17 protein-coding genes are annotated in these 25,006 nt (G+C 42.4%); 10 read left to right on the top strand and 7 right to left on the bottom strand.

What is annotated here, in order from left to right:
* Positions 1-52: 52 nt before the first annotated feature.
* A complete protein-coding gene (locus tag K429_RS0124700; RefSeq protein ID WP_029328473.1) occupies positions 53-1,351 on the bottom strand; it encodes a phenylacetate--CoA ligase family protein in 1,299 nt (432 codons plus the stop codon).
* Positions 1,352-1,466: 115 nt separating this feature from the next.
* Between K429_RS0124700 and uvrB the strand changes: the two genes are divergently transcribed.
* A complete protein-coding gene (uvrB, locus tag K429_RS0124695; RefSeq protein ID WP_029328472.1) occupies positions 1,467-3,518 on the top strand; it encodes an excinuclease ABC subunit UvrB in 2,052 nt (683 codons plus the stop codon).
* A gap of 240 nt (positions 3,519-3,758) precedes the next feature.
* On the opposite strand, the gene K429_RS0124690 is transcribed toward uvrB, so the two are convergent.
* Positions 3,759-4,508, bottom strand: a complete 750-nt coding sequence (locus K429_RS0124690) for a DeoR/GlpR family DNA-binding transcription regulator (protein ID WP_029328471.1) — start codon at positions 4,506-4,508, stop codon at positions 3,759-3,761.
* A 228-nt stretch (positions 4,509-4,736) separates the two neighbouring features.
* Between K429_RS0124690 and K429_RS0124685 the strand changes: the two genes are divergently transcribed.
* From K429_RS0124685 to K429_RS0124660, 6 genes are all read left to right on the top strand, one after another.
* Entirely contained in the window at positions 4,737-5,252 is a 516-nt protein-coding gene (locus K429_RS0124685) for a 5'-nucleotidase (RefSeq protein ID WP_029328469.1), read from the top strand.
* Positions 5,253-5,354: 102 nt separating this feature from the next.
* On the top strand, positions 5,355-7,562 hold the full coding sequence (locus K429_RS0124680) for an alpha-galactosidase (RefSeq protein ID WP_029328468.1): 2,208 nt from the start codon (positions 5,355-5,357) through the stop codon (positions 7,560-7,562).
* A 260-nt stretch (positions 7,563-7,822) separates the two neighbouring features.
* Positions 7,823-11,074 carry an exodeoxyribonuclease V subunit beta gene (locus tag K429_RS0124675; protein ID WP_029328466.1) on the top strand — a complete coding sequence of 1,084 codons (3,252 nt, stop codon included), beginning with the start codon at positions 7,823-7,825 and terminating at the stop codon, positions 11,072-11,074.
* Positions 11,075-11,080: 6 nt separating this feature from the next.
* Complete coding sequence (locus tag K429_RS0124670) at positions 11,081-11,788, top strand: energy transducer TonB (RefSeq protein WP_029328465.1); 708 nt, start codon at positions 11,081-11,083, stop codon at positions 11,786-11,788.
* A gap of 29 nt (positions 11,789-11,817) precedes the next feature.
* Positions 11,818-12,738: a TonB family protein gene (locus K429_RS0124665; protein ID WP_029328463.1), complete on the top strand. Its 921-nt coding sequence runs from the start codon at positions 11,818-11,820 to the stop codon at positions 12,736-12,738.
* A 22-nt stretch (positions 12,739-12,760) separates the two neighbouring features.
* On the top strand, positions 12,761-15,658 hold the full coding sequence (locus tag K429_RS0124660; protein ID WP_029328462.1) for a PD-(D/E)XK nuclease family protein: 2,898 nt from the start codon (positions 12,761-12,763) through the stop codon (positions 15,656-15,658).
* Between the two features lie 65 nt (positions 15,659-15,723).
* Here the strand turns inward: K429_RS0124660 and K429_RS0124655 are convergent, their stop codons facing one another.
* From K429_RS0124655 to K429_RS0124635, 5 genes are all read right to left on the bottom strand, one after another.
* A complete protein-coding gene (locus tag K429_RS0124655; protein WP_007213866.1) occupies positions 15,724-16,851 on the bottom strand; it encodes a response regulator in 1,128 nt (375 codons plus the stop codon).
* Between the two features lie 36 nt (positions 16,852-16,887).
* Positions 16,888-17,826: a UDP-glucuronic acid decarboxylase family protein gene (locus K429_RS0124650; RefSeq protein WP_029328461.1), complete on the bottom strand. Its 939-nt coding sequence runs from the start codon at positions 17,824-17,826 to the stop codon at positions 16,888-16,890.
* 163 nt (positions 17,827-17,989) lie between these two features.
* On the bottom strand, positions 17,990-18,523 hold the full coding sequence (locus K429_RS0124645; protein ID WP_007213864.1) for a ParB/RepB/Spo0J family partition protein: 534 nt from the start codon (positions 18,521-18,523) through the stop codon (positions 17,990-17,992).
* Complete coding sequence (locus K429_RS0124640) at positions 18,520-19,812, bottom strand: DUF3440 domain-containing protein (protein WP_007213863.1); 1,293 nt, start codon at positions 19,810-19,812, stop codon at positions 18,520-18,522. Before K429_RS0124640 ends, K429_RS0124645 begins: the two co-directional genes overlap by 4 nt.
* A 1-nt stretch (position 19,813) precedes the next feature.
* Complete coding sequence (locus K429_RS0124635; protein ID WP_007213862.1) at positions 19,814-20,209, bottom strand: hypothetical protein; 396 nt, start codon at positions 20,207-20,209, stop codon at positions 19,814-19,816.
* 1,245 nt (positions 20,210-21,454) lie between these two features.
* Here K429_RS0124635 and K429_RS0124615 point away from each other — a divergent pair.
* The 3 genes from K429_RS0124615 to K429_RS0124605 are packed head-to-tail and all read left to right on the top strand — an operon-like array spanning position 21,455 to position 25,005.
* Complete coding sequence (locus K429_RS0124615) at positions 21,455-22,657, top strand: hypothetical protein (RefSeq protein ID WP_029328460.1); 1,203 nt, start codon at positions 21,455-21,457, stop codon at positions 22,655-22,657.
* Between the two features lie 26 nt (positions 22,658-22,683).
* Positions 22,684-23,556 (top strand): FimB/Mfa2 family fimbrial subunit, encoded by an 873-nt coding sequence (locus K429_RS0124610; protein WP_007213856.1) that lies wholly within the window; start codon positions 22,684-22,686, stop codon positions 23,554-23,556.
* A 12-nt stretch (positions 23,557-23,568) separates the two neighbouring features.
* On the top strand, positions 23,569-25,005 hold the full coding sequence (locus tag K429_RS0124605; protein WP_029328457.1) for a DUF4906 domain-containing protein: 1,437 nt from the start codon (positions 23,569-23,571) through the stop codon (positions 25,003-25,005).
* Position 25,006 lies beyond the last annotated feature (1 nt).

Below are 25,006 nucleotides of genomic sequence, written 5' to 3'. Positions count from 1 at the left end.
CCAATTATGAATTACAAAATCGCTGTAATTAGTAATCGGTAATTCGTAATTATTAAAGTTTCCGATTATCAATCACACGTTTAGCTTTACCCACACTACGTTCGATGCTGCGAGGTTCTACCAAACGAACATCCACACCCAGTCCCAGGACACTTTGAAGACGACCGGCCAATTTTTTCTTTAATGCCAGCATTTTATTGATTTCATCAGAGTAGTATTCCGGACGCACTTCAACCTGTAATTCCATGGTATCGGTATTATTCTTACGATCCACGATCAAAAGATAATGCGGTTCAAATTCCTCCATTTCAAGGATGACAGACTCTATCTGAGTCGGGAATACATTGACACCACGGATAATGAGCATATCGTCACTACGGCCAAGAATACGATCCATACGAACCAGCGTACGTCCACAAGTACATTTGTCATAATGCAAGGCAGTAAGATCCTTGGTACGGTAACGCAACAGAGGCATACCTTCTTTGGTCAGATGGGTGAATACAAGTTCGCCTGTCTCACCGGGAGCAACCGGTTCCAAGGTATTCGGATTGATAATTTCAGGGAAGTAATGATCTTCGTTAAGATGAGTACCATGCTGACATTCACACTCATAACCTACACCGGGACCAGCAATCTCACTCAATCCATAGATGTCATAGGCTTTAATGCCCAGTTTTTCTTCAATCTCATTACGCATATTCTCTGTCCAGGGTTCTGCACCGAAAGCCCCTATTTTCAGTTTGAATTCTTCGCGGGGCAAACCGGAATCTTTAATGGCATCAGCCAGATAGAGAGCATAAGAAGGTGTACAACAAAGTACCGTAGAACCAAAATCATGCATTAAAGTAATTTGCTTTTCCGTGTTTCCGCTTGACATCGGAATTACGGAAGCACCTATATTTTCAGCGCCTGCATGAGCACCCAGCCCGCCTGTAAACAAGCCATACCCGTAGGCTACATGAAAAAAGTCGGAACTATCCGCACCATAAGCTGTAAAAGCACGCGAAAGACATTCTGCCCAAGACGAAAGGTCCTTGCGGGTGTATCCTACTACGGTGGGCTTACCTGTAGTACCGGACGAGGCATGAATACGTACGATCTGGCTCATAGGCACGGCACAAAGTCCGAAAGGATAATTATCGCGCAAGTCATATTTGGTAGTAAAAGGAAGTTTTACGATATCATCTATACTATTAATATCGTCCGGAGTGATCCCTAGTTCCTGCATTTTCTTACGGTAGAAAGGAGTGTTATGATAAACATGCTCCACGATCTTTTTGAGGCGAATGCTTTGGATTTTACGGAGACTTTCACGATCCATACATTCGATGCTTTCATTCCAAATCATGTCTTTGTTGTATTACATTGATGGTTATTATTAATTCTTATTTCCTGCAAAGGAATAAAAAAATTTTGTTTATCTCAAGTATTTTCCCGAATATTGCCGACCATAAGGAGAGAAAATGAATAAATTTGAATTAACATCCGCCTATAAGCCCACCGGTGATCAGCCGGAAGCTATTGCAGAGCTCACTGAGGGCGTACTTCAGGGAGTTCCGGCACAAACGTTACTTGGTGTCACCGGTTCGGGAAAGACGTTCACCATAGCTAATGTTATTGCTAATATCAATAAACCAACGTTAATATTAAGCCATAATAAAACGTTGGCCGCACAACTTTACAGTGAATTTAAGTCTTTCTTCCCCAATAATGCCGTAGAATACTACGTTTCTTATTATGATTATTATCAGCCGGAAGCTTATCTTCCGTCTTCTGATACATATATAGAAAAGGACCTTGCCATCAATGATGAAATAGACAAACTGCGTCTTGCCGCTACTTCTTCCCTACTCTCGGGCCGGAAAGACGTAGTGGTCGTGTCTTCTGTATCCTGCATCTATGGTATGGGAAATCCGTCCGACTTCTATAACAATGTGATAGAAGTACAGCAAGGAAAAGCATTCAGCCGGAACGTTTTTCTACGTCGTTTGGTGGACAGTCTTTATGTACGCAATGACATTGACCTGAATCGTGGTAACTTCCGTGTGAAAGGAGATACGGTAGACATTTATCTGGCGTATGCCGATAATCTGCTGCGTATCATTTTCTGGGGAGATGACGTAGACAGCATCGAAGAAGTCGATCCGATAAGCGGTGTTACCATCGCCCGCTTTGATGCATATAAGATATATCCCGCTAATCTGTTCATGACCACTAAGGAAGCCACTCTGCGAGCCATTCACGAGATTGAAGACGACTTGCACAAGCAAGTGCAATGGTTTGAAAATGAGGGACGTCCCTTTGAAGCGAAACGCCTTCAGGAGCGGGTTACCTATGATATGGAAATGATACGCGAATTAGGGCACTGTTCAGGCATAGAAAACTATTCGCGCTATTTCGATGGGCGTAAGGCCGGCAGTCGTCCTTACTGTTTATTGGATTTCTTCCCGGAAGACTTTCTGATTGTCATTGATGAAAGCCACGTAAGTGTACCGCAGATTCGAGCCATGTATGGGGGTGACCGCGCACGTAAAATAAACCTTGTGGAATATGGTTTCCGTCTTCCGGCTGCCATGGACAATCGTCCGTTGAAGTTCGAAGAATTTGCGGAAATGGCAAAACAAGTGATTTATGTGAGTGCAACACCTGCCGACTATGAACTTATCCAGTCGGAAGGTATAGTTGTGGAACAAGTGATTCGTCCTACCGGATTGTTAGATCCTATAATCGAAGTACGTCCCAGCCATAATCAGATAGATGATCTCATGGAGGAAATCCAGATACGGATCGAGAAGAACGAACGCACGCTGGTAACAACGCTTACTAAGAGAATGGCGGAAGAGTTAACAGAATTCTTACTGAATAACAATGTGAAGTGTAACTACATCCACAGCGATGTAGATACCTTGGAGCGCGTAAAGATTATGAGTGATTTGCGTGAAGGCATCTATGACGTCCTTATTGGTGTCAACCTGCTGCGTGAGGGGCTAGACTTACCGGAAGTGTCACTTGTAGCCATTCTTGATGCAGATAAGGAAGGTTTCCTACGTTCTCACCGCTCGCTGACCCAGACTGCCGGACGTGCCGCCCGAAATGTAAACGGAATGGTTATCATGTATGCCGACCGTATCACCGATAGTATGCGACTGACAATTGATGAAACGAACCGTCGCCGCGAAAAGCAGCTGAAATATAATGAAGAACATGGCATTACGCCTCAACAAATCAAGAAAGGGAAGAATCTGAATGTATTTGCATCAAATGCTCCAACAGAAGACAGTTATATCGAAAAAGGAGCGACGATCACTCCCCGCCCCTACATCGAACAAGAAAGCTCTGCTCATATTGCCGCCGATCCGATTGTACAATACATGTCTCGCCCGCAATTGGAAAAGAGCATCGAACGTACCAGAAAGCTTATGCAGGAAGCTGCCAAGAAACTTGACTTCATTGAAGCGGCACAATATCGTGACGAATTACTGAAAATGGAAGATATACTGAAAGAAAAAGTCTAATACCACTTTTCTTAAAATAGTCCCCGCCTTTTCTTAAAATAAATAGAGAAAGCGGGGATTTTCACTAATAAGTGTTATTAAACATACTTTTTTTCTTGGATAATTTGCAGTTATCCTGAAAGTACGTATCTTTGCACTGTGTTTTTCATAGTATTAGATTTAAGGTTAACAAAGGTTGGAGTACAGCGGTACTCCTTTTTTTATGCCCATATACTTGGTATGCACAAAATCGGCCGATACTCAAAGTACCTGATAGGAAGATTTCGGCCAGTTCTGCCTGATGTAATCAACTTTACTATCTTCCGTCACCAGATAATCAATGTCTCCTAAAGAAGCAACGCTATAAGCTTCAGCCGTATTCAACTTATGGCTGTCTGCCAGTATAATCCTTTTTTTCGCACGTTCCATCATGAGGCGTTTCATCATAGCCTCTTCCCTATCCGGTCCGGTAAGTCCTTGATGGGGATGTACATTACTGATACCCAGCACCAACCAATCCGGCCGTATAGTCTGTAATGCTTGGAAAACAGAAACTCCGACTGTCACTTGAGAAGAAGGAAATACTTTTCCGCCGAGGAAAATCAATTCCAGATTAGGATGATGCATCAAGACATTTACAATAGGAAAACTATTGGTATAAATGCTTAATTCCGCATCTACAGGAATCTGTCGGGCTACTTCCAGATTGGATGTACCACCATCCATCAACACAATATCTCCGGGACTGAACAATGGAATCACCTTGGTTGCCATCTGCTGCTTTCCTGCTATCCCCGTATTCAGCCTATCGGTAAATTCTACCGGAATACCTGATCGGGCAATGGCACCTCCATGTACTTTAGTCAATAAACCAAGCTCATCCAATTCTGCCAAATCTCGCCGTAAAGTATCATCTGACACTCCCAGTTCTGAACTTAATGCGGTAATGTAAATCCGATAATTCTGATTAATACGGTTTAAAATGTACTGATGTCTTTCTTCTTTAAGCATATCTCCATGTGTTTAAACATTGCATATTACCGCAAACATACTTATATTTAAGCATGAAAACAATAAATACTGAGCGATTATTTGAAATTATGCGGAGTTTTGCAATTTATAAAATAGATAATATATAAAAACCGCAAGTACAAGAAAACCCCGCATAGTAGTAAAATAAGTAATAGCTCGCTTTTTATAAGAAAAACGAATGTTTAATTATTAATAAAACTTAAAAGTATGAGACAACAGATCTTGGTAGACATGGATGGAGTATTGGCAGATGTATATGCCCAGTTGATCATTTTCGAATACAGGGATTCAGGGATCAAACTGAACATTGAAAACACGTATGGAAAAACCGAACTGGAAGCTTTTCCTTCTTTCGAGAAACATGTGAGAAGTAAAGGCTTCTTCAGAACAGCTCCTCTTATTCCCGGAAGCATAGAGGGATTGAAATATCTGAATGAGAAATACAACGTGTTGATTGTATCTTCGGCCACCGAGTTTCCACAAAGTCTGAATGAAAAGGAAGAATGGCTGAGCGAGCATTTTCCATTCATCACGTGGGAACAAATGATATTTTGCGGCCGTAAGGATAGCATCAGAGGAAACATCATGATCGATGATCATCCCAAGAATCTTTCTACATTCGATGGAGAACAGTATTTATTTGCACAACCACATAATATGTGTGTGCCGGACCGTAACTATCACAGAGTATCGGGCTGGCAAGATATTATCAGGCTGTTATAGGCAGACTATCAGAATAAGATAAAACACTATCAATTCATCTTATCGGAATTGCCTATCTTTGCCGCACTTATCAATATTCAGAAATCTAAAAAAAAGAAAAACATGAGCATCAGAAAACGAATGAATGTGTTGTTTGGAACGTTACTGCTGACCGGCAGTCTGTTTTCACAAAATGTATGCGTATCTACCCCTGAAACCTCCCTGGTACTCTCGGCACCTGTCGGTGGTGAGCTAAAACATGTATATTATGGAGATAAACTCTCGGAGGTAGATTTGCAGAATATAAATCTTACAGGAACTCCGGACATGCCCGCTTATCCTGTGTATGGACTTAACTGTCCCGGAGAATCCGCTTTAGCCGTAAAACATGCCGACGGCAACATGACTTTGCAGATGGAAATCGTACAGGTAAAAACGAGCAAAGAAGAAAATGCGGAAATCACTGCCATCGAACTGAAAGACAAGGTATATCCTTTCTATGTAAACGTGTATTATAAAGCCTATCAAGATGCAGATGTCATCGAGATATGGACAGAAATCCGACATCAGGAAAAGAAACCGGTTATACTCAATCAGTTTGCCTCTGCTTTCTTACCTATTCGCCGGGGCAATGTCTGGCTATCTCATCTTTACGGATCATGGGCGAACGAAGGGCGTTTGTGTCAAGAGGCATTGGAACCCGGCATGAAGGTAATAAAGAATAAGGACGGGGTACGAAACTCGCACACCTCACATGCCGAAGTCATGTTCTCACTGGATGGAAAGCCACAGGAAAATGCGGGTTGTGTCATTGGCGCCGCCCTCTGTTACAGTGGTAACTACAAACTGCGCATTGATACGCACGACGATGAATATCACCGGTTCTTTGCCGGAATCAATGAGGAAAATTCAGCTTACTCATTAAAGAAAGATGAGATTTTCCGTACTCCCGAACTTGCTTTAACTTACAGTAATGAAGGATTAAGCGGAAGTAGCCGGAACTTCCATCGCTGGGCACGCCTGCACAAGCTTGCTCATGGCACTGTTCCCCGCAAGATTTTACTGAATAGCTGGGAAGGTGTCTACTTCGACGTTAACCAGGCGGGTATGGATCAGATGATGAGTGATATCGCTTCCATGGGTGGTGAACTGTTCGTGATGGATGATGGTTGGTTTGGCGACAAATATCCGCGTAAAAATGACAGTTCTTCTCTTGGAGATTGGGTAGTGGATAAGAATAAGTTACCCAATGGCATTGAAGGTCTACTGAAAGATGCACAAAAGAACGGTGTCAAGTTCGGCATCTGGATAGAGCCGGAAATGGCCAATACAACCAGTGAATTTTATGAGAAACATCCGGACTGGGTGATTAAGGCTCCCGAACGTGACGTGGTGCAGGGACGTGGTGGTACACAAGTAGTACTGGATCTTGCCAATCCGCAGGTACAGGAATTTATCTTCAAGATTGTAGATGATCTTATGAGTAACTACCCGGAAATCGACTACATCAAATGGGATGCCAATATGTCCATCTTAAATCATGGTTCCAATTATCTGACGAAAGACAATCAAAGCCACATGTATATTGAATTCCACCGTGGCTTTGAGAAAATATGCCAGCAAATACGCGCTAAATATCCGGACCTTACCATACAGGCTTGCGCCAGCGGCGGCGGTCGTGTCAACTATGGCATCCTGCCCTACTTCGATGAGTTTTGGGTAAGTGATAATACGGATGCTCTGCAACGTATCTATATGCAATGGGGAACTTCATATTTCTTCCCTGCCATTGCCATGGCATCGCATATCAGTGCCGCTCCCAACCACCAGACTTTCCGCACCATTCCTTTAAAATATCGCATTGACGTAGCGATGAGTGGTCGCCTGGGTATGGAAATACAACCAAAGAATATGACAGAAGAAGAGAAGACACTTTGCAAGAATGCCATCGCTGAATATAAAACGATCCGTCCGGTAGTGCAACTAGGTGATATCTATCGTTTAATGTCTCCGTATGATAAATTGGGAGTAGCTTCTATGATGTATGTAACGCCCGAAAAAGATAAGTCGGTGTTCTATTGGTGGAAGACAGAACACTTTGTCAACCAGCATCTGCCACGAGTGAAAATGGCAGGACTCTCTCCCGATAAACTTTACAAAGTGCATGAACTGAACCGGATAGATAATGATCCGCTGAGTTTTGAGGGAAAGACATTTAGTGGTGCTTATCTGATGGCGAATGGGTTGGAGATACCTTATAATCATAAGGTAGATTACCATAAGCAGAATGATTATTCAAGCAGGGTGCTTTGGCTGGAAGAGGTGAAATAGCAAAAAGTGATTAGGGTTTAGCGAATAGTGCCATTCGGTATATTATTTTTTAGACGCGGATGACGCAGATAACGCGGATTTAAAAGGCTAGGCTATAGAAGTATTTTATTTAAAATCCGCGTCATCCGTGTCATCCGCGTCTAAAAGATTATTTATTATTTAACTCATAACCTTATAGAAACAAATTAATTCCCCCACCAATCCCAATAATTTCACATTTTTGCGTATGTTTGTACAAAAGTTCAATCCAGCAAATCTACATGGAATTATTAGTATATAAAGCCTCAGCCGGCTCAGGAAAGACATTCACCCTTGCTGTAGAGTATATCAAGCACCTGATACTGAATCCAAGGGCCTATCGGCAAATACTGGCCGTAACTTTTACCAATAAAGCTACGGCAGAAATGAAAGAACGTATTCTGCAACAACTTTACGGTATCTGGTTAAGTGATCCGGCATCAGAGCCCTACCTGAACCGCATCCGGGAAGATTTACGACAGAAAAACTTATCTGACTCTGACATCCGTCGGGCAGCAGGAACAGCATTGCAATACATGCTGCATGATTACAGCCGTTTTCGTGTAGAAACCATCGACTCCTTCTTCCAGTCCGTAATGCGCAATCTGGCACGGGAACTGGAACTGAGTCCGAACCTGAATATAGAACTGAACAATGCCGACGTACTGAGCGATGCCGTGGACAGCCTCATTGAAAAACTGACACCTTCCTCCCCTGTCCTGGCTTGGTTGCTGGATTATATCAACGAACGCATTGCCGATGACAAACGTTGGAATGTATCCGATGAGATCAAGCGATTCGGCTGGAACATCTTCGACGAAGGTTACATAGAACGCGGTGAAGGACTCCGGCAACAACTGAAAGAACCGGACATAATCAAACTGTACCGTAATGTGTTGCGGGAAATGGAGACCGAGGCTCTGGAACAAATGAAAAGCTTCTACGACCAGTTCATCGGAGAATTGGAATCACATGCACTCACCGCCGAAGACCTGAAAGGCGGAACGCGAGGCATAGGCAGTTATTTCCGTAAATTGCGTGACGGACGGCTATCAGACAAAGATGTGCTGAACGCCACTCTGAAGAATAGCTTGGATGACGCAAAGAATTGGGCCACCAAGACTTCGCCCCGAAAGAACGATATCATCCACCTGGCAGAAACAAGTCTGCTTCCTTTATTGCAGGATGCAGAAACATTCAGACCCCGCAACAACAAGACCGTAAACAGTTGCCGGTTATCACTGCAACACCTGAACAAATTGCAATTGCTTGCCCACATTGACGAAGAAGTACGGGAGCTGAACCGCGAACACAACCGTTTCCTGTTGTCAGACACCAATGCCTTGCTCCATAACCTGGTACGAGATGGAGACTCTTCATTCGTATTCGAGAAAATCGGTGCCAATATCCGGAACGTAATGATCGATGAATTCCAGGACACCAGCCGTATGCAATGGGATAACTTCAAAATCTTATTGCTTGAAGGTCTTTCACAAGGAGCCGACAGCTTGATTGTAGGTGACGTGAAACAATCCATTTACCGTTGGCGAAATGGAGACTGGGGAATATTGAATGCGCTGGGTACCAAAGAAACGCCTATTCCCTACCCTGTACGTGTAGAAACTTTAAAAACAAACCGTCGAAGCGAAACAAATATCATCCGTTTTAACAACAGTTTGTTTACGGCCGCAGTGGAGTACCTGAATATGCTCCATCTGAAAGAATTACAGGAAGATTGCCGCCCGTTGCAGCAAGCTTATGCCGACGTGGAACAGGAATCTCCACGAACCGAAGCCAAAGGATACATCAAGGCTACTTTCCTGGAACCGGACGAAGAACACGATTATACGGAACTGACCATCATCTCTTTAGGCGAAGAAGTACAGAGACTACTGGCTGCCGGTGTAAAACTAAACGATATCACCATCCTCGTTCGCAAGAATAAAAACATTCCTCCCATTGCCGATTATTTCGACAAAACAATGCATCTGCCTATTGTTTCAGACGAAGCTTTCCGACTGAATGCTTCACAAGCATTGTGCATGTTGATGGATGCTTTACGTTACCTTTCCAATCCTGATGATAAAGTAGCAAGAGCCTCATTAATTATAAATTACAAATTACAAATTACAAACGAAAACAAAGAAGGGCGAATGGAGAAGGAAGGAGCAAATGCGCCTGAAACGAAGTGGGATGATATACTAACTTCCCGACCGGAGGATGTATTGCCCGAGGCATTTGTCAACCGCATAGAGCCTCTTCGTCTAATGCCGCTATACGAATTACTGGAAGAACTGTTCAGTCTGTTTGAGATGAACCGGATCAAAGAACAGGATGCGTATCTCTTTTCTTTTTTCGATGCCGTAACGGAGTACCTGCAAAACAACTCATCGGATCTGGATGTGTTTATCCGCTATTGGAACGAAACCTTATGCAACAAAACAATCCCCAGCGGAGAAATGGATGGTATTCGTATCCTTTCCATTCACAAGTCAAAAGGATTGGAATTCCATACCGTCTTAATCCCCTTCTGCGACTGGAAGTTGGAGAATGAGACCAATAATCAATTAATATGGTGTTCACCTTCCGAATCACCTTTCAGCGCGCTCGACATTGTTCCGGTCAATTATTCCTCTACCATGGCAGAATCAGTATACAGGCAAGAGTATCTTAACGAGCGTCTGCAACTTTGGGTGGATAACCTGAATCTGCTCTATGTAGCATTTACCCGTGCCGGAAAGAATCTCATCCTTTGGAGTAAAAAAGGCCAGAAAGGAACAATGTCCGAACTGCTTGCCAATGCACTGCCACACGTAGCCGCCCAGGAAGGTAATGAAAACTGGGACGAGGAAGAACCTTACGAAAGCGGAATACTCTGCCCATCGGAAGATAGCAAGCCGACGACGACCGCCAAAACCTCAGTCAACCGCCTTGCTCAAAAGCCTGACAAGCTCCCGGTACACATGGAGAGCATGAGGCATGAAATCGAATTCCGGCAATCAAACCGTTCAGCCGATTTCATTCAGGGAGTTGACGAAGATGAATCAGACAATCGCTTCATAAACCGGGGACGCTTACTGCATACTCTTTTTTCAGCCATTGAAACAGAAAAGGACATCGACAATGCCATCGACCAACTTATATTCGAAGGCATCATCGGCAAACCGGAAACAGAAGATGAAATCCGGGAACTGACCCGGCATGCCTTTTCCATCCCCCAAGTGCAGGATTGGTATTCGGGAGACTGGCAATTGTTCAACGAGTGCGACATCATCTGGCAAGAAAAAGGGGAACTCCGAACCCGCCGACCGGACCGCGTCATGATGCGCGACAACGAAATTGTTGTCGTGGACTTCAAATTCGGAAAACAGAATAAAAAATATAATAAGCAAGTGCAGGGATATATGCAACTGCTCACACGCATGGGATACCCGAAAGAAAACATAAAAGGATACCTGTGGTACGTAGAAGAAGATTTAATAGAAAAAGTATAAAGAATCATGGTACGAGGAAAGCAAACTTGCAAAATCTTAAAAGACATCCGCCGGCAAATTGCCGAAGCAAATGATATCGAATATATCACTTCCGAATGTCAATACAAAGGGGATTGTACGGGTACATGTCCCAAATGCGAGGCAGAAGTGCAGTATCTGGAGCAACAACTGGCACGTAAACACATGGCAGGAAAAGCGATTACCATACTTGGAGTATCCGCAGGATTGGCAACAATGATGCCACAACCTGCCTGTGCGGAGCCGATCCATTCCGAAGCTCCGCATGGTTATTATATAGTAACTCCGGAAATACAGGAAAAACCGGTAATAAGAGTCCTCCCGCCGGACTCTCTCGTACAGGAGGTTATTCCGCAAGATACTACCATATATGGCACAAATCAGTACGATGTACCGGATACAATGCCCGAATTTCCCGGGGGCATGATCGAACTGATGAAATTCATAAGCAAAAAATTAGATCTGAAACTACCCGTTTATCAAGGTAACGGAACCCAAGGACGAACCACAGTCAGATTTGTCATCGAAAAGGATGGGAGTATCACAAATGCCAGAATCCTCAGAGGCGTTGATCCGTATTTAGATAAAGAAGCTCTGCGCGTAGTCAGAGAATTCCCTAAATGGAAACCCGGTACGGTAGCGGGACAACCTGTACGTGTGGAATATACTGTCCCGGTCATGTTTCGATTGCAGTAGATATAAGGCAATTATAAATCAGAATAATCATGGTACGAGGAAAGCAAACATGCAAGATATTAAAAGACATTCGCCGGCAAATTGCCGAAGCAAATGATATCGAATATATCACTTCCGAATGTCAATACAAAGGAGATTGTACAGGCACATGTCCCAAATGTGAATCAGAAGTACGATATCTGGAACATCAACTGGAACGACGGCGCATGGCGGGAAAAGCGATCACCCTATTAGGATTGTCCGCAGGGATTATCGCAATGAATGCCTGCGCCAACTCACCAGGCCAGTCAGCAAAGAACACCTCAGAGATCAAACTTGAGTGTCAGAGCGTGCCGGCGGATAAGGACTCACTCTTTTTAATCAAAGGTACAGTTACAGACAGTCTGACTCAAAAACCAATTGTCGGGGCCAATGTCTCTGAAAAAGAAACTACAAACGGTACTCTAACAGATGCGAATGGTGAGTTTACACTAAAAGTTTCCGGTAAATATCCGCTAATCATCCAATACGTTGGAATGGAAGCACAGGAAATTGAAATAAATAAGAAGGGAGCAACTTATATTCAGGTTGCACTGCGTGAAAGCAATATGACAATGGGAGAATCAACAATAATATCCGGAGAAATACTGGAAGGAGATGTTGATTACGAAACAATAGAAACAACACTACCGGAATTTCCCGGAGGCACACAAGCTTTATTCAATTTCATACGTGAGAATCTGCAATATCCCAATAACGATACATGCGTGACAGGGCGCGTTGTAGCACAGTTCACTGTCAAAGAAGACGGCAGCATCGCAAATGCCCGAGTAATCCGTGGCATCCATCCTGATTTTGACAAGGAGGCTCTGCGGGTGATTAATATGATGCCCAAATGGAAACCTGGTACCAAACAAGGGGAAGTGGTTGACACAGAGTACACCGTGCCCATAATGTTCAGTGCAGAATAGTTATCAAAAACAAAAGATTAAGATGCAAACTTTTCTTCAATTAGTTGCCCAAGACTTACACCAAAAGATAGGAAACGATCTTTCACGGGTCGCCATTGTTTTTCCGAACAAACGTGCCAGCCTTTTCTTCAACGAGCATTTGGCGGCACAAAGTGACCGCCCTTTATGGTCTCCCGCTTACGTCAGCATCAGTGAACTGTTCCGACAGCTTTCTCCATGGAAGCTGGGCGACCCCATCCGCCTTGTTTGTGAGCTCTATAAAGTATTTCGTGAAGAAACCCATAGTGAAGAAACACTTGATGATTTCTATTTCTGGGGAGAACTTCTTATCAGCGATTTCGATGATGTCGATAAAAATCTTGTTGATGCCGACCGTCTATTCTCTAATCTGCAAGACCTGAAAAATATCATGGATGATTACGACTTCCTTGACTCCGAACAGGAAGAAGCCATCCGTCAGTTCTTTCAAAACTTCTCCATCGAGCGACGCACGCAACTGAAAGAGAAGTTCATCTCCTTGTGGGATAAATTAGGCGATATTTATCACGGCTACCGCGACAATCTCGCAGAACTTGGCATTGCTTATGAGGGTATGATGTATCGCTACGTCATGGAAGAACTGCAACCGGAAAAGCTGAAATATGACCGGTATGTTTTCGTTGGTTTCAATGTATTGAATAAAGTGGAAACCCGTTTTTTTGAGCGTCTGCGTGATGCCGGCAGAGCATTGTTCTATTGGGATTATGACTTGTTTTACACCCGTCTGCCTCGTGAAAAGACTCCGCCTTACACACATGAAGCCGGCGAATTCATTCTCCGCAATCTGAAAATCTTCCCCAACGAACTACCCGAAACCGCATTCGATGTATTAAGACATCCTAAAAATGTACGTTTCATCTCCGCCCCTACCGAAAATGCACAGGCACGCTATTTGCCGGAATGGGTACACTCCGTAATGAAAAATGATCCATCAGGTACACCAACCCAGGAAAAAGAGAATGCTGTGGTACTTTGTAATGAATCTCTTTTATTACCCGTACTCCACTCCATACCATCAGAAGTAAAGAATGTCAATATCACGATGGGATTTCCGCTGGCACAGACCCCTGTATACAGTTTCATCAGCGCACTCATAGAACTGCAAACCAATGGCTATCGCAGAGATACAGGACGTTATTCATACGAAGCCGTCCAGGCTGTATTGAAACATCCCTATACACGCCAATTGTCCCCCTCCGCAGAAAAACTGGAGAAACAGCTGACGAAAGACAATCGCTTCTACCCTCTGCCTTCCGAATTAAAGCAAGATGAATTTCTGGAACAGGTATTCACTCCGCAGACCGGCATTTCAGCCCTCTGCCAATATCTGACGGATACACTTCGCGAAGTCTCCATCCTCTACCGGCAAGAACAGGAAACAGATGATATTTTCAATCAGCTTTACCGGGAGTCCTTATTCAAGAGCTATACCCTCATCAACCGTCTGCTCAGTCTTATTGACAGTGGCGAACTTAATCTGCAAACTGACACTTTGAAACGTCTTCTTTGCCGCTTGCTTGCAACCTCAAATATTCCGTTCCACGGTGAACCAGCCATCGGTATGCAAGTAATGGGAGTGCTGGAAACACGTAACCTCGATTTCCGAAACCTCATCATGCTCTCCCTCAACGAAGGTCAGTTGCCCAAAGCCGGTGGAGAATCATCCTTCATCCCTTACAATCTGCGGAAAGCTTTCGGCATGACCACCATCGAACATAAGAATGCGGTCTATGCATACTACTTTTACCGACTGATACAACGCGCTGAAAATATCACCTTATTATATAATACATCTTCTGATGGACTGAACCGTGGAGAAATGTCCCGTTTCATGCTGCAATTTCTTGTTGAATCGCCGCACGATATTTCACGCGAATACCTGGAAGCCGGACAATCTCCTCAAAGCGGCAGAGAAATCCGTATAGAGAAAACACCGGAAATCATTGCGAGAATGTATGAGAAATACAATCTCGTCCGCCATCCCAAAGCACTGTTCTCTCCTTCCGCACTCAATGCTTATCTGGATTGCCGTTTGAAATTCTACTATCGTTATGTGGCCGGATTAAAAGCTCCCGATGAAGTGAGTGCTGAAATAGACTCCGCACTGTTCGGTACTATCTTCCACCGTTCAGCCGAATTGGCATATAAGGATCTGACTGCAAATGGAAAAGAAATACGAAAAGAAGACCTGGAGCAACTGTTACGCAATGACGTGAAGCTACAGAATTATGTAGATACAGCTTTCAAAGAAGAGTTCTTCCACGTTTTCCCCACAGAAAGGCCTGAATATAATGGTACGCAACTTATCAATGCCAAAGTGATTGCATCCTATCTCCGCCAATTGTTGCGCAACGACCTGCAATATGCTCCTTTCACCATGGAAGGTATGGAAGAACCTGTAAACGAGATCATGGAAATAGAAACTGCGCAAGGAAAACTGGCACTGAATATCGGTGGTACCATCGACCGTATGGACAGTAAGGGCGATACCTTGCGTATTGTAGACTATAAAACCGGTGGCAGCCCCAAAACTCCCGAGAATATAGAGCAACTGTTCACTCCTGCCGACGGACGTCCGAATTATATTTTCCAGACTTTCCTGTACGCTTCCATCATGTGCCGCAAACAATCGTTGAAGGTTGCCCCTTCCTTGCTCTACATTCACCGTGCAGCATCAGAAACTTATTCTCCTGTAATTGAAATGGGGGAAGCCCGCCAACCAAAAATACCGGTCAACAACTTCGCTTTTTATGAAGATGAGTTTCGCGAACGCCTGCAAAACCTATTACAAGAAATATACAATCCGGAAGAACCCTTCACACAAACTGAAGATAAAAGGAAATGTGAGTTCTGTGATTTCAGAGACCTGTGCAGGCGCTAATAACAAAACAGACCGTCCGTTCACCTGGAACAGACGGTCTGTTTTGTTTTTCTTTATTGTATCATTTATTTTTTCAACGGAACTGAAAAACTGAATATAGAACCTTCACCCTTCTTCGAAGTAAACCACAACTTACCACCATTCTTCACCACAAAGTCCTGGCACAACAACAATCCCAAGCCGGAACCTTCTTCGTTGTTAGTACCGAATGTACTGAAGTGAGTATCTGTATGCAGCAATTTCTTTTGTCCTTCTTCGTCAATACCGCAACCGTGGTCTTGCACGCTGACTACTGCCATGCCATCCTTCGCTTCCAGCTTCACCAGCACCTCAGAGTTTTCGTTACTGAACTTAATAGCATTGCTTATCAGATTGCGTACTACGGTCTTCAGCATATCGATGTCGGCAGATACAGCTAACTTCTCCGGTTTCTCTTCACGGATTGTAATCTTCTTCATACCGGCTACCATATTGAAAATGTCGATCACTCCATCTACAACCTCCACTACATCAATGTCCTGATATACTACATTCAACTTACCAATCTGGCTCTTGGTCCACTTCAGCAAGTTATCCAGCAAAGAGAACACATCTTCTGTCGTCTGGTTTGCCATTGTCAGCAGTTCATACATCTCATCACCGATTTTCTCGGACGGCAGATTCAATATCAACATATTCAGCACCATCTTGATAGAGCCCATAGGAGAACGTAAATCATGAGCAATCACCGAATAAAGTTTGTCACGTCCGGCAATGGTACGTTGCAGTTCTTCGGTCTTATTCAAAATAATACGTTTGGCAGCTACCAACGAAATCTGGTGGGTTACACGGATAATCAGCTCTTCCTTGTTAAAAGGTTTGGAGATAAAGTCATTTGCTCCCACCTGGAAACCTTTTACAATATCCGTCGTGCTGTTCAGTGCAGTCAGGAAGATGATAGGAATATCTGCGGTTTTGGGATTTGCTTTCAAATGTTGTGCCACCTCAAAACCACTCATATCCGGCATCATCACGTCCAGCAACACCAAATCCGGGTTTTCCTTATCTACCTGCTCTAATGCTTGCCGACCGTTACTTGCCGTAGCGATTGCAAATTTTTCATTTGTCAAGAGTACCTTCAACAATAATACGTTGGACATCACATCGTCGACGATGAGAATTTTGTACTCAGAAGGATTAATTTCCATATTCATCTTATACAATATTGTTTTCCCGTTTATCTATATAATCTATTTACGATATTCCTTAAAATATTCCACAATCCGCTTCAAACCGTCTTCCAGTTCAATGGCAGGCTTCCAGTTCAGCTTCTCTTTTGCCAGCGTGATATCCGGTTGACGTTGTTTAGGATCATCATGCGGAAGTGGTTTGAACACCAACTTCGACTTCGATCCTGTCAACTGAATCACTTTTTCCGCTAACTCGAGGATGGAAAATTCATTCGGATTTCCAAGGTTCACCGGACCAATAAATTCATCCTCCGTGTTCATCATTCTCACCATTCCCTCTATGAGGTCATCGATATATTGAAAGCTTCGCGTCTGATCTCCTGTTCCATAGATAGTTATATCATGATCCAGCAATGCCTGAACCACAAAATTGGAAACCACTCTTCCATCATTCGGCAGCATTCGTGGGCCATACGTGTTAAAGATACGAATAATTTTAATACGAATGTTGTTTTGCCGGTGATAATCCATAAACAAAGTTTCAGAACAACGCTTCCCTTCATCATAACAAGAACGGATGCCTATTGGATTTACGTTTCCCCAATAACTTTCTACTTGAGGATGCACTACCGGATCACCATATATTTCACTGGTAGAAGCTTGTAGAATCTTGGCATTCGTCTTCTTTGCCAATCCCAGCATATTAATGGCTCCCAATACAGAAGTCTTTATCGTTTTGATCGCATCATATTGGTAATGTATCGGTGATGCCGGACAAGCTAAATTGTATATTTCATCAAGAGTTTCGGTATGATAGGGAAATTCCACATCGTGATGCACAAACTCAAAAAGAGGATTGCTTTTCAGATGCTCGATATTTGCTTCCGCGCCGGTAAATAGATTGTCAAGACATATCACATGATGTCCTTCATTTATCAACCGTGTGCATAAGTGCGACCCTATAAAACCAGCACCACCGCTAACCAATATATTTTTCATGTAAGTTTTTTATAATGTCCGAAGGCTTATGAAACCTGTTCGTTTGTTTATGATGGCAAAAGTAGGAGATTTGGTTAACTTATGCAAGTTTGTAACAAGATATTTCACTTGTTAATGATAACAAAAGAACATAATAGAAACAAAAATGCCCCAAACGGGCATTTTATTCTTCGGGAACCGGCGTTTCAACCGGATTTGGAATACTAAAACTTTTGTCCGAGAACAAATCCGCCAAGCCGGAAATCTGTTTCAAACGAAGAAGTTCATCACGATCCATGCCTATATTTTTCATAATCCATTGGTCGGACATACCCGCTTTATCCAGTTCGGCCACGATGTGGCACATCAGTTCAATATTGTGCGAACCTCGTGCACGGTTATGCCGGATGGTAGATGCCATTCGATTGGATAATTCTTTATCAATCACCACTACAGGCAACAAACCGTTTTCCCGCTGATAAATTCGCTTGGAGCTTCTCAATACACTATAACGATGATACCCGTCTACCAGTATATAACGGTCGGTTTCGTTATCATAATAACATACGCAAGGCATCGTAAAACCATCCTCCCAAATAGAAAGTTCCAGTAATTTCATTTCAGGTGGTGCCACTATGTTGGGATTATAATCATTCGCCACTATTTTCTCCAACGGCACAGCTTTTACAGCATATACCGGACTTTGATCTACACTCATAACATCATATTTTTGAATTGTTCCATTATTTTATCTCGTTTGTATGCTTCCTCCTTATTTAAGGCAAAACCCATATATTTGCAGGCATGATCATTCTTCAGAATACATACACACATTCTCTTATACGTGGGGATCTCACGAAACTCAGAAATGTCTATGTCATCCAGATAATCCATTTTAACGGGCTTTTTATTCGTTTTATAATTGGTCGTATTCACCACTTCCAATGACACACCGGCTTTTCTTAGTTTCTCAATGGTCTCCTCAGCAAGACACCCGCCTTTCGTACGCCAGAATTCAATGCTGACAGTCAGTTTCTTCAAATAATTGCGTCGGGTAGTTTCGGGCAAAGTAGAAAGCAGGAATTGCATGAATTCTTTCCAGGTATATCCCTTCGGCAAACGGACGGTTTGCCAGCCCATAGCATGGGTTCCGCCATAAATTCCGGTAAAGTTCACCCCATTAACACGGCCTACCATCTTGCCCCATGTACTTGGATCAATCACTTTATAAAGGCGAAGACTTTCCTGAGCTTCACAAAGGAAGGGGCTTGCTACGCGCTGGCGCTCAATGTTTACACCTGCTTTATAATATAAATCATATAAATGATTATAGTCCCAGCCAAACCTTCCATTGGCTACCCAGATATCTGTCGTTTTCCAGTCGAAAACAGGATAAGCATTGAATATATCATTTCCAATTTTAGAAGTCCATCGGTAATTATGATACATCTGATATTTCCGGGCAAGGTGAATACTGCGCCAGCGATTGAAACTTTCCTGCGTACGAATACCTATGAGAAAGCAGGACCGAACCGCATCTTTCCTTGCATGCAACCATTTGGCAAAATGCATCTGAAATTCATAATCCCACATTGCATCCGTATAAAAAGGGAAGTTCTCTACGGTCATGCTGCCTTCCGGTATGTTCCGCACCCATATATCACGCATTTCCGGATCCCAAGGACGCCAATAATTCTGATACATAGACGTACAGGTGGTTACTTTAAAAGGTACGCACACGCGATATACCTCCAGAATATCCTTATTAGCTTCCAAAATACGGTCCACGTAATCGATAGTCATGCTATACTGAATTTCATAATCCATGTGGTAAACAGAAAGTTTACGCTTCAGATTATTGCGGCGGATGTAATCAATGCATAAATTCAATAACACACCACTATCTTTCCCTCCCGAAAAGGATACACAGATATTATCAAATTCTTTAAATATAATGTGTAACCGTTCTTGTGCTAATTCATATACATTCTTCTGAACCTCCCCCATTCTATTTCTCCTTATTCATTTTTACATAGCGTTTCCATTCTTTCTCCACAGAAAAGCCTAATTCCTGGAATATTTTTTGATGCTCAATAAATGTAACCGAGCTCAACTGCTTATCTTCATCCGTGCTGTCTATAACTTTCTCCAAAAGAGCTTTTAATACTTCTGCATTATTCTCCTTTATATAATAGTTATTAATAATTGCTTCCGATTTCTTATGTTCCAGTGGTATAAAGCCAACTATTTCTTTTCCTTCCACCGCAACAAACCATATAAAGTTTTCTGAAGTGCGAAAAGGATAATTATAGTTCTGTTTCAATACTACAGGATTCATAACCAATGGAGCGACCAGTTGATACAACCGTTTCTCCGTGCCTTTTAATTCAACTATTTGTGTCATTATCGATTTGTTATTTATTATGGTTTGAGTTTACATTCCCACATAAAATAGTGCAGACAAAATTAAATAAAAAAAGAATAGAGACAATAAAGAATGGAGAAAATTAATAAAATTATATTTATTAAACATATGAATCTTAAACTACAGTATATTTCTATAAAATTGCTTATTGAGTTAGCCGGTAAAATCGTTGCCACAACCTAACGCATTGCCCGGCGATACCGTGGTTCACATCTGTGCCGCTTCGCTCCGTATCAATTATATGAAAATAGAAAATTTCATTTTCAACCGATTACCCAAAAGAGTAAATAGAAGTAATGTATTTTCATAACATTAGTATGGAAATATTCAGCTCTGTTTTTGATATAAAACCATTTATTGACAAATCCTGAATGAAAGGATTAAGGCAAGCATTATTTACTGATATTCAAGATATTAAGCAAGAGAAAAAACATCATATTGGTGTCATTTTGGTGTCAGTGTCACCTATACACACATTTGGAAGCAAAAAACAGAAAAAGGAAGTATCGATATGTTTATATTTAAGATAAAAAGAGAACAAGCTCAATTTACGGCAAAAAATTCCGCACAGACGGTACATGTATACATATTTCACAATCTAAATATCTACTCTTGCAGTGCAGAAGAAAGAGAATTGAAGAACATGCTAAAAGACATAAAAAAGTATAAACACAAAATACAAATTAAAAATAATACACTATTAATCAACAAGTTGCCAATAAATTCAAGCCACACACTCTCCAAAATACGTGTATAGGTGACACTGACACCAAAAATGACACCTATTCACTCGCCAGAACCTTGCCGATCAGGATTGATTTAGTAAATATATTTCCAATACTATATCAATAGTATTAGAAGAAGCAATGTTCTGTCCTGAAAGAAGCAATGTTCTATTCAAAAGCATTGCTTTATATGCGACATAACATTGCTTCATATTCTATCTCATTAAATCAACTTTAGAGCCTATTTATCAAACAGCCCAGTTGCGCAATACAACATCCTATAACGGAGCTCACGCTCTCCAACATGGTTAACAAAAGTTGTAATCGATACAATTTTGGATAAAATTCATAAAAATATCATTGTTTTGATTATTTCCTGTAGAAAATACTACCTGCACTCAAAACTTTCCTATGCAACTGTTGTTGTTATGATCCCAACAGGACGTACGCAACCAAAATTAGTATTGGGAAATTTTATAAACAATTATTTTTATAAGACATGAAAATTAAACAGTTATTATTAGCAGGAGTCGTAAGTATAGCATTATTCTCTTGCAGTGACAAAGACGATGTTTCTGTTTCACAGGACGAAATAAAATCCATTTCAGTATCATTAGGCGGGATCAAGACAAGAGCTTCTTCTCCAACAGATATCATCACATCGGATATTAAGAATGTGAACAGTGTATTAATCAATCTGACTGACGTAAATGAAAAAATCATAACTTCCAAAGCCGTCACCAAAGATGAAGTGCTTAACTCCGACTGGAATAAATTGACCGATCCAGCAAAAGGATTGAAGTTCATAAACATTCCCGAATCCGTTTCTAAAGTGTATATTTATGGAAATCCCGGGAATGCCGTAACTAACAATGTAGTTAATACCAAGTTAGCCAATCAACAGGGTAGCGAAGTGCTTTACTATGGTATGGACGATGATCTGAAACCTATCGTTAATGAACCGATAGATCCGACTCCGACAGCAGGTAAGACTTATACGGCACAAGTGACCATAGTCCCTATTGTAGCCCGACTGCAAATTACCAAGATTTCATTCAAGAATTCAGGTAACTTCGATTTTACGCGAACCATTGACGGAACAGATAAGAAAGCAACAGTTAGTTGGACAGGATTCTCAGGAAATGTAAAAGGCTTCTATATGAATAACTTCTATAACACTTACAAGAATCCGGGAACAATGGACAACCTGCTTCTGAACTCAACTTTCGAAGGACATATCCATGATGGTATGTGGACTTTTGACACGACTCCGATAATAGACGCAGCTCCGTTTGCCAGCTACATTATATATAATGAAGACGGAACCTACGGTAACCTGCCACTGGATTTAGCCGGCAAATGTTATGCTTTCAATTTCTTCCCGGGCACAGCCATACCGCAATTGCATTTAGATCTTTCTGATTTGAACATTACCGGCCTGAAGTCATCCGATACGGAAGTATTTAACCCGGACTTAGCAAATGGCGCACGCTTTGCCAACCTGGTGAAGTATTATAAAGAAGTAAACACTGAACTGACAGCAGCCGACTTCAAACCCGGTACCCTTTATAATATGGAGATAGAGTTAGTTCCGATGCTCGACAATGACTTAGGAAATGTACAATACAACGTACTGGTACACGTCACAGTCGCTCCGTGGAATGAAGAAACAATCACTCCGGGATTTGATCTGGAACAATAAGTTTCAGACTCAACAAACCCTGAAATATGAAAAAGGCAATAATTCTATACATCCTGCTACTGGTAACAGTGACAGGGTGTATAAAAGAAAACCTTGATGATTGTGAGACAACTTTGTACTTCAGCTACCTGGGTGATGGAACAAAGGAAATCTTTCCTCAGAAAATAGAAAAGGTAGATATGTATATATACAATCAGAACAATGTATTTGTACAGAAAACAGTTCTCAACCGGAAAGAGCTCAACCGCCAACGCGGCACTACCTTGAATTTGCCAAGCGGTCAATATCACATTATATGCTGGGGAAACTCCCTCAACGACACACGGATAAACGAAGGTTCATCCTTGCAAAACAACCTTGTCGGAGCCCCGCATTATTTTACGAAAGAGTTGATATCGACTAATGACAGTCTGTATTTTGGAGAAAGAGAGATTACAATTGTCAATGAAAGCTATAAGGTTGACACCGTTTATTTCAGCAGTGCGCATATAAAAATGCAAATAGAGCTGGAAGGACTGGATGTTGGCAGTACACGTGCAGCCACTTCCCCCGTCAGTATAGAAATGGGGAAATTAAGTTCAACAGTGGACTTCACCAAAACGTTTTCAAACGAACGCGTCTCTTATTTCCCGTTGGTAACTTTTGACTCCAACGTACAAAAGTTTGGTTCAAAATTCAACGTATTACGATTTAATGATGATAATGAAGTATATCTGCGATTGCGCGACCTTCAGAGCAATGAAGAATTATACACCATGCAATTAAAGGACTTCATGAAAGATAATAATATTACTGTAAATGGCATCAATGAAGCTGCGGTAGGCATCCGCATCTATTTCAATGGAACCGCCATCACAGTAAAACCCTGGGACGAGGAAGTGATCAGACCGGGGATATAACCCCCAATGTATATGAAGCTAAAATTAAAATACCGGTTCTGTTTGCAGTTGTTTGCCATGGCACTGCTACTGTACTCTTGCAGTGAAAACGAGACGCCGATATCCGATACAACCGATAATCAGGCCCGGCTAAACTTTCTGATCAAAACGGCTCCTACAAACAAAGCTTTGATTCATGGAGACGATGGCAGCTTTTCCAGTCTGGCACTCTATATTTTCAATAAAGCAGACCAGCACTGTGAATATTCGGAACTGATTCCGGAATTCACCCCGCAGAGACTGGAAGAGTTTTCACGCTCTGTCAATGTGTCGCCACAGACAAAAGTAATTTATGCGATCGCTAATTATAACGATCCCGATAAGACCTTTTCTGTTCCGGTGTCTCCCGACCTTACATTGCAGCAATTGGAAAGCTTGACGGTATCCGGCAACGCTTTTACTGACAGCAATATCCTGATGGTCGGAAAAAAGGAAGTTGCAATCAATAGTGAATATGTAGTAGCGGAAGTTCCTATGGAACGCCTGGTAGCACGGCTGGACATCTATATGTTCAAGAATCAGGGATTGGAGAGTTCGAGTGTAGTTGTCAACTCCATAGAATTTGTCAATCAGATACTTAATACAAATAGTAGTCCGGAGGTAACATCAATGCCGACGCCCATTAGCAAGAAGAATGTTTCGGAGGTATTTCTTGGAGGAACAACTCTGCAACTTATGCCGTCTGATTTATCTGAAATAGTACCGGAGAATGCACATGCTTCATTCTATACATATCGAAATATAGTTCCTGACGCTACACCTGACGCTAACACTCCCTATATCCGCATAAAGGCGCTGTTCAACGGGATCAGTTATACGTACAGGGGATATCTTACCGATCAGGGGCAGACAACCCATAAGTACAGTCTGCTGCATAATACAGTTTACCGCGTCATGGCTATGCTCGACCATCCGGACAACCAGTTAATAATAAAAACGACTCCCTATCCATGGGAGCTTACCTCGTCTGAAATCGGACAAGAGATCACGGAGGACGACTATCAGCTTCAACCGTACAATGGAGATGACGCCGGTGCCACTACAGGCATCGTGCAATTTCCCTACATAGCGAACGGAGAAGCCCATAATGAGACTTCCTACGCCAACTACAGTTTTAGTCTGACAGCCCCTGCCGGTGCCATCTGGACCGCTACTCTGACCAATGGACTTGACTTTACGTTTGGCATGAACGACGGTCTCAACGTTTCCAAAGGAATAGCCCGTGATGAAGCATATACGATACAGGTAGGAGCCACCAAACGCTGGAGTGGGAATCCTAAGAGCACTTACTTCTACATAACCGCAGGAGGCGTGAAACTCAGGATCAATCCGAAGCAAAGCAATGGCAACCGCCAGTTTCCGGGCGACAACGACACGGATATTTTAATCCGCCAAACCGAATATAAATAAG

The organism is Bacteroides sp. 14(A), from assembly GCF_000526555.1.
Classification (GTDB): Bacteria; Bacteroidota; Bacteroidia; order Bacteroidales; family Bacteroidaceae; genus Bacteroides; species Bacteroides cellulosilyticus.
This window is presented reverse-complemented; position numbering and strand designations above follow the sequence as displayed.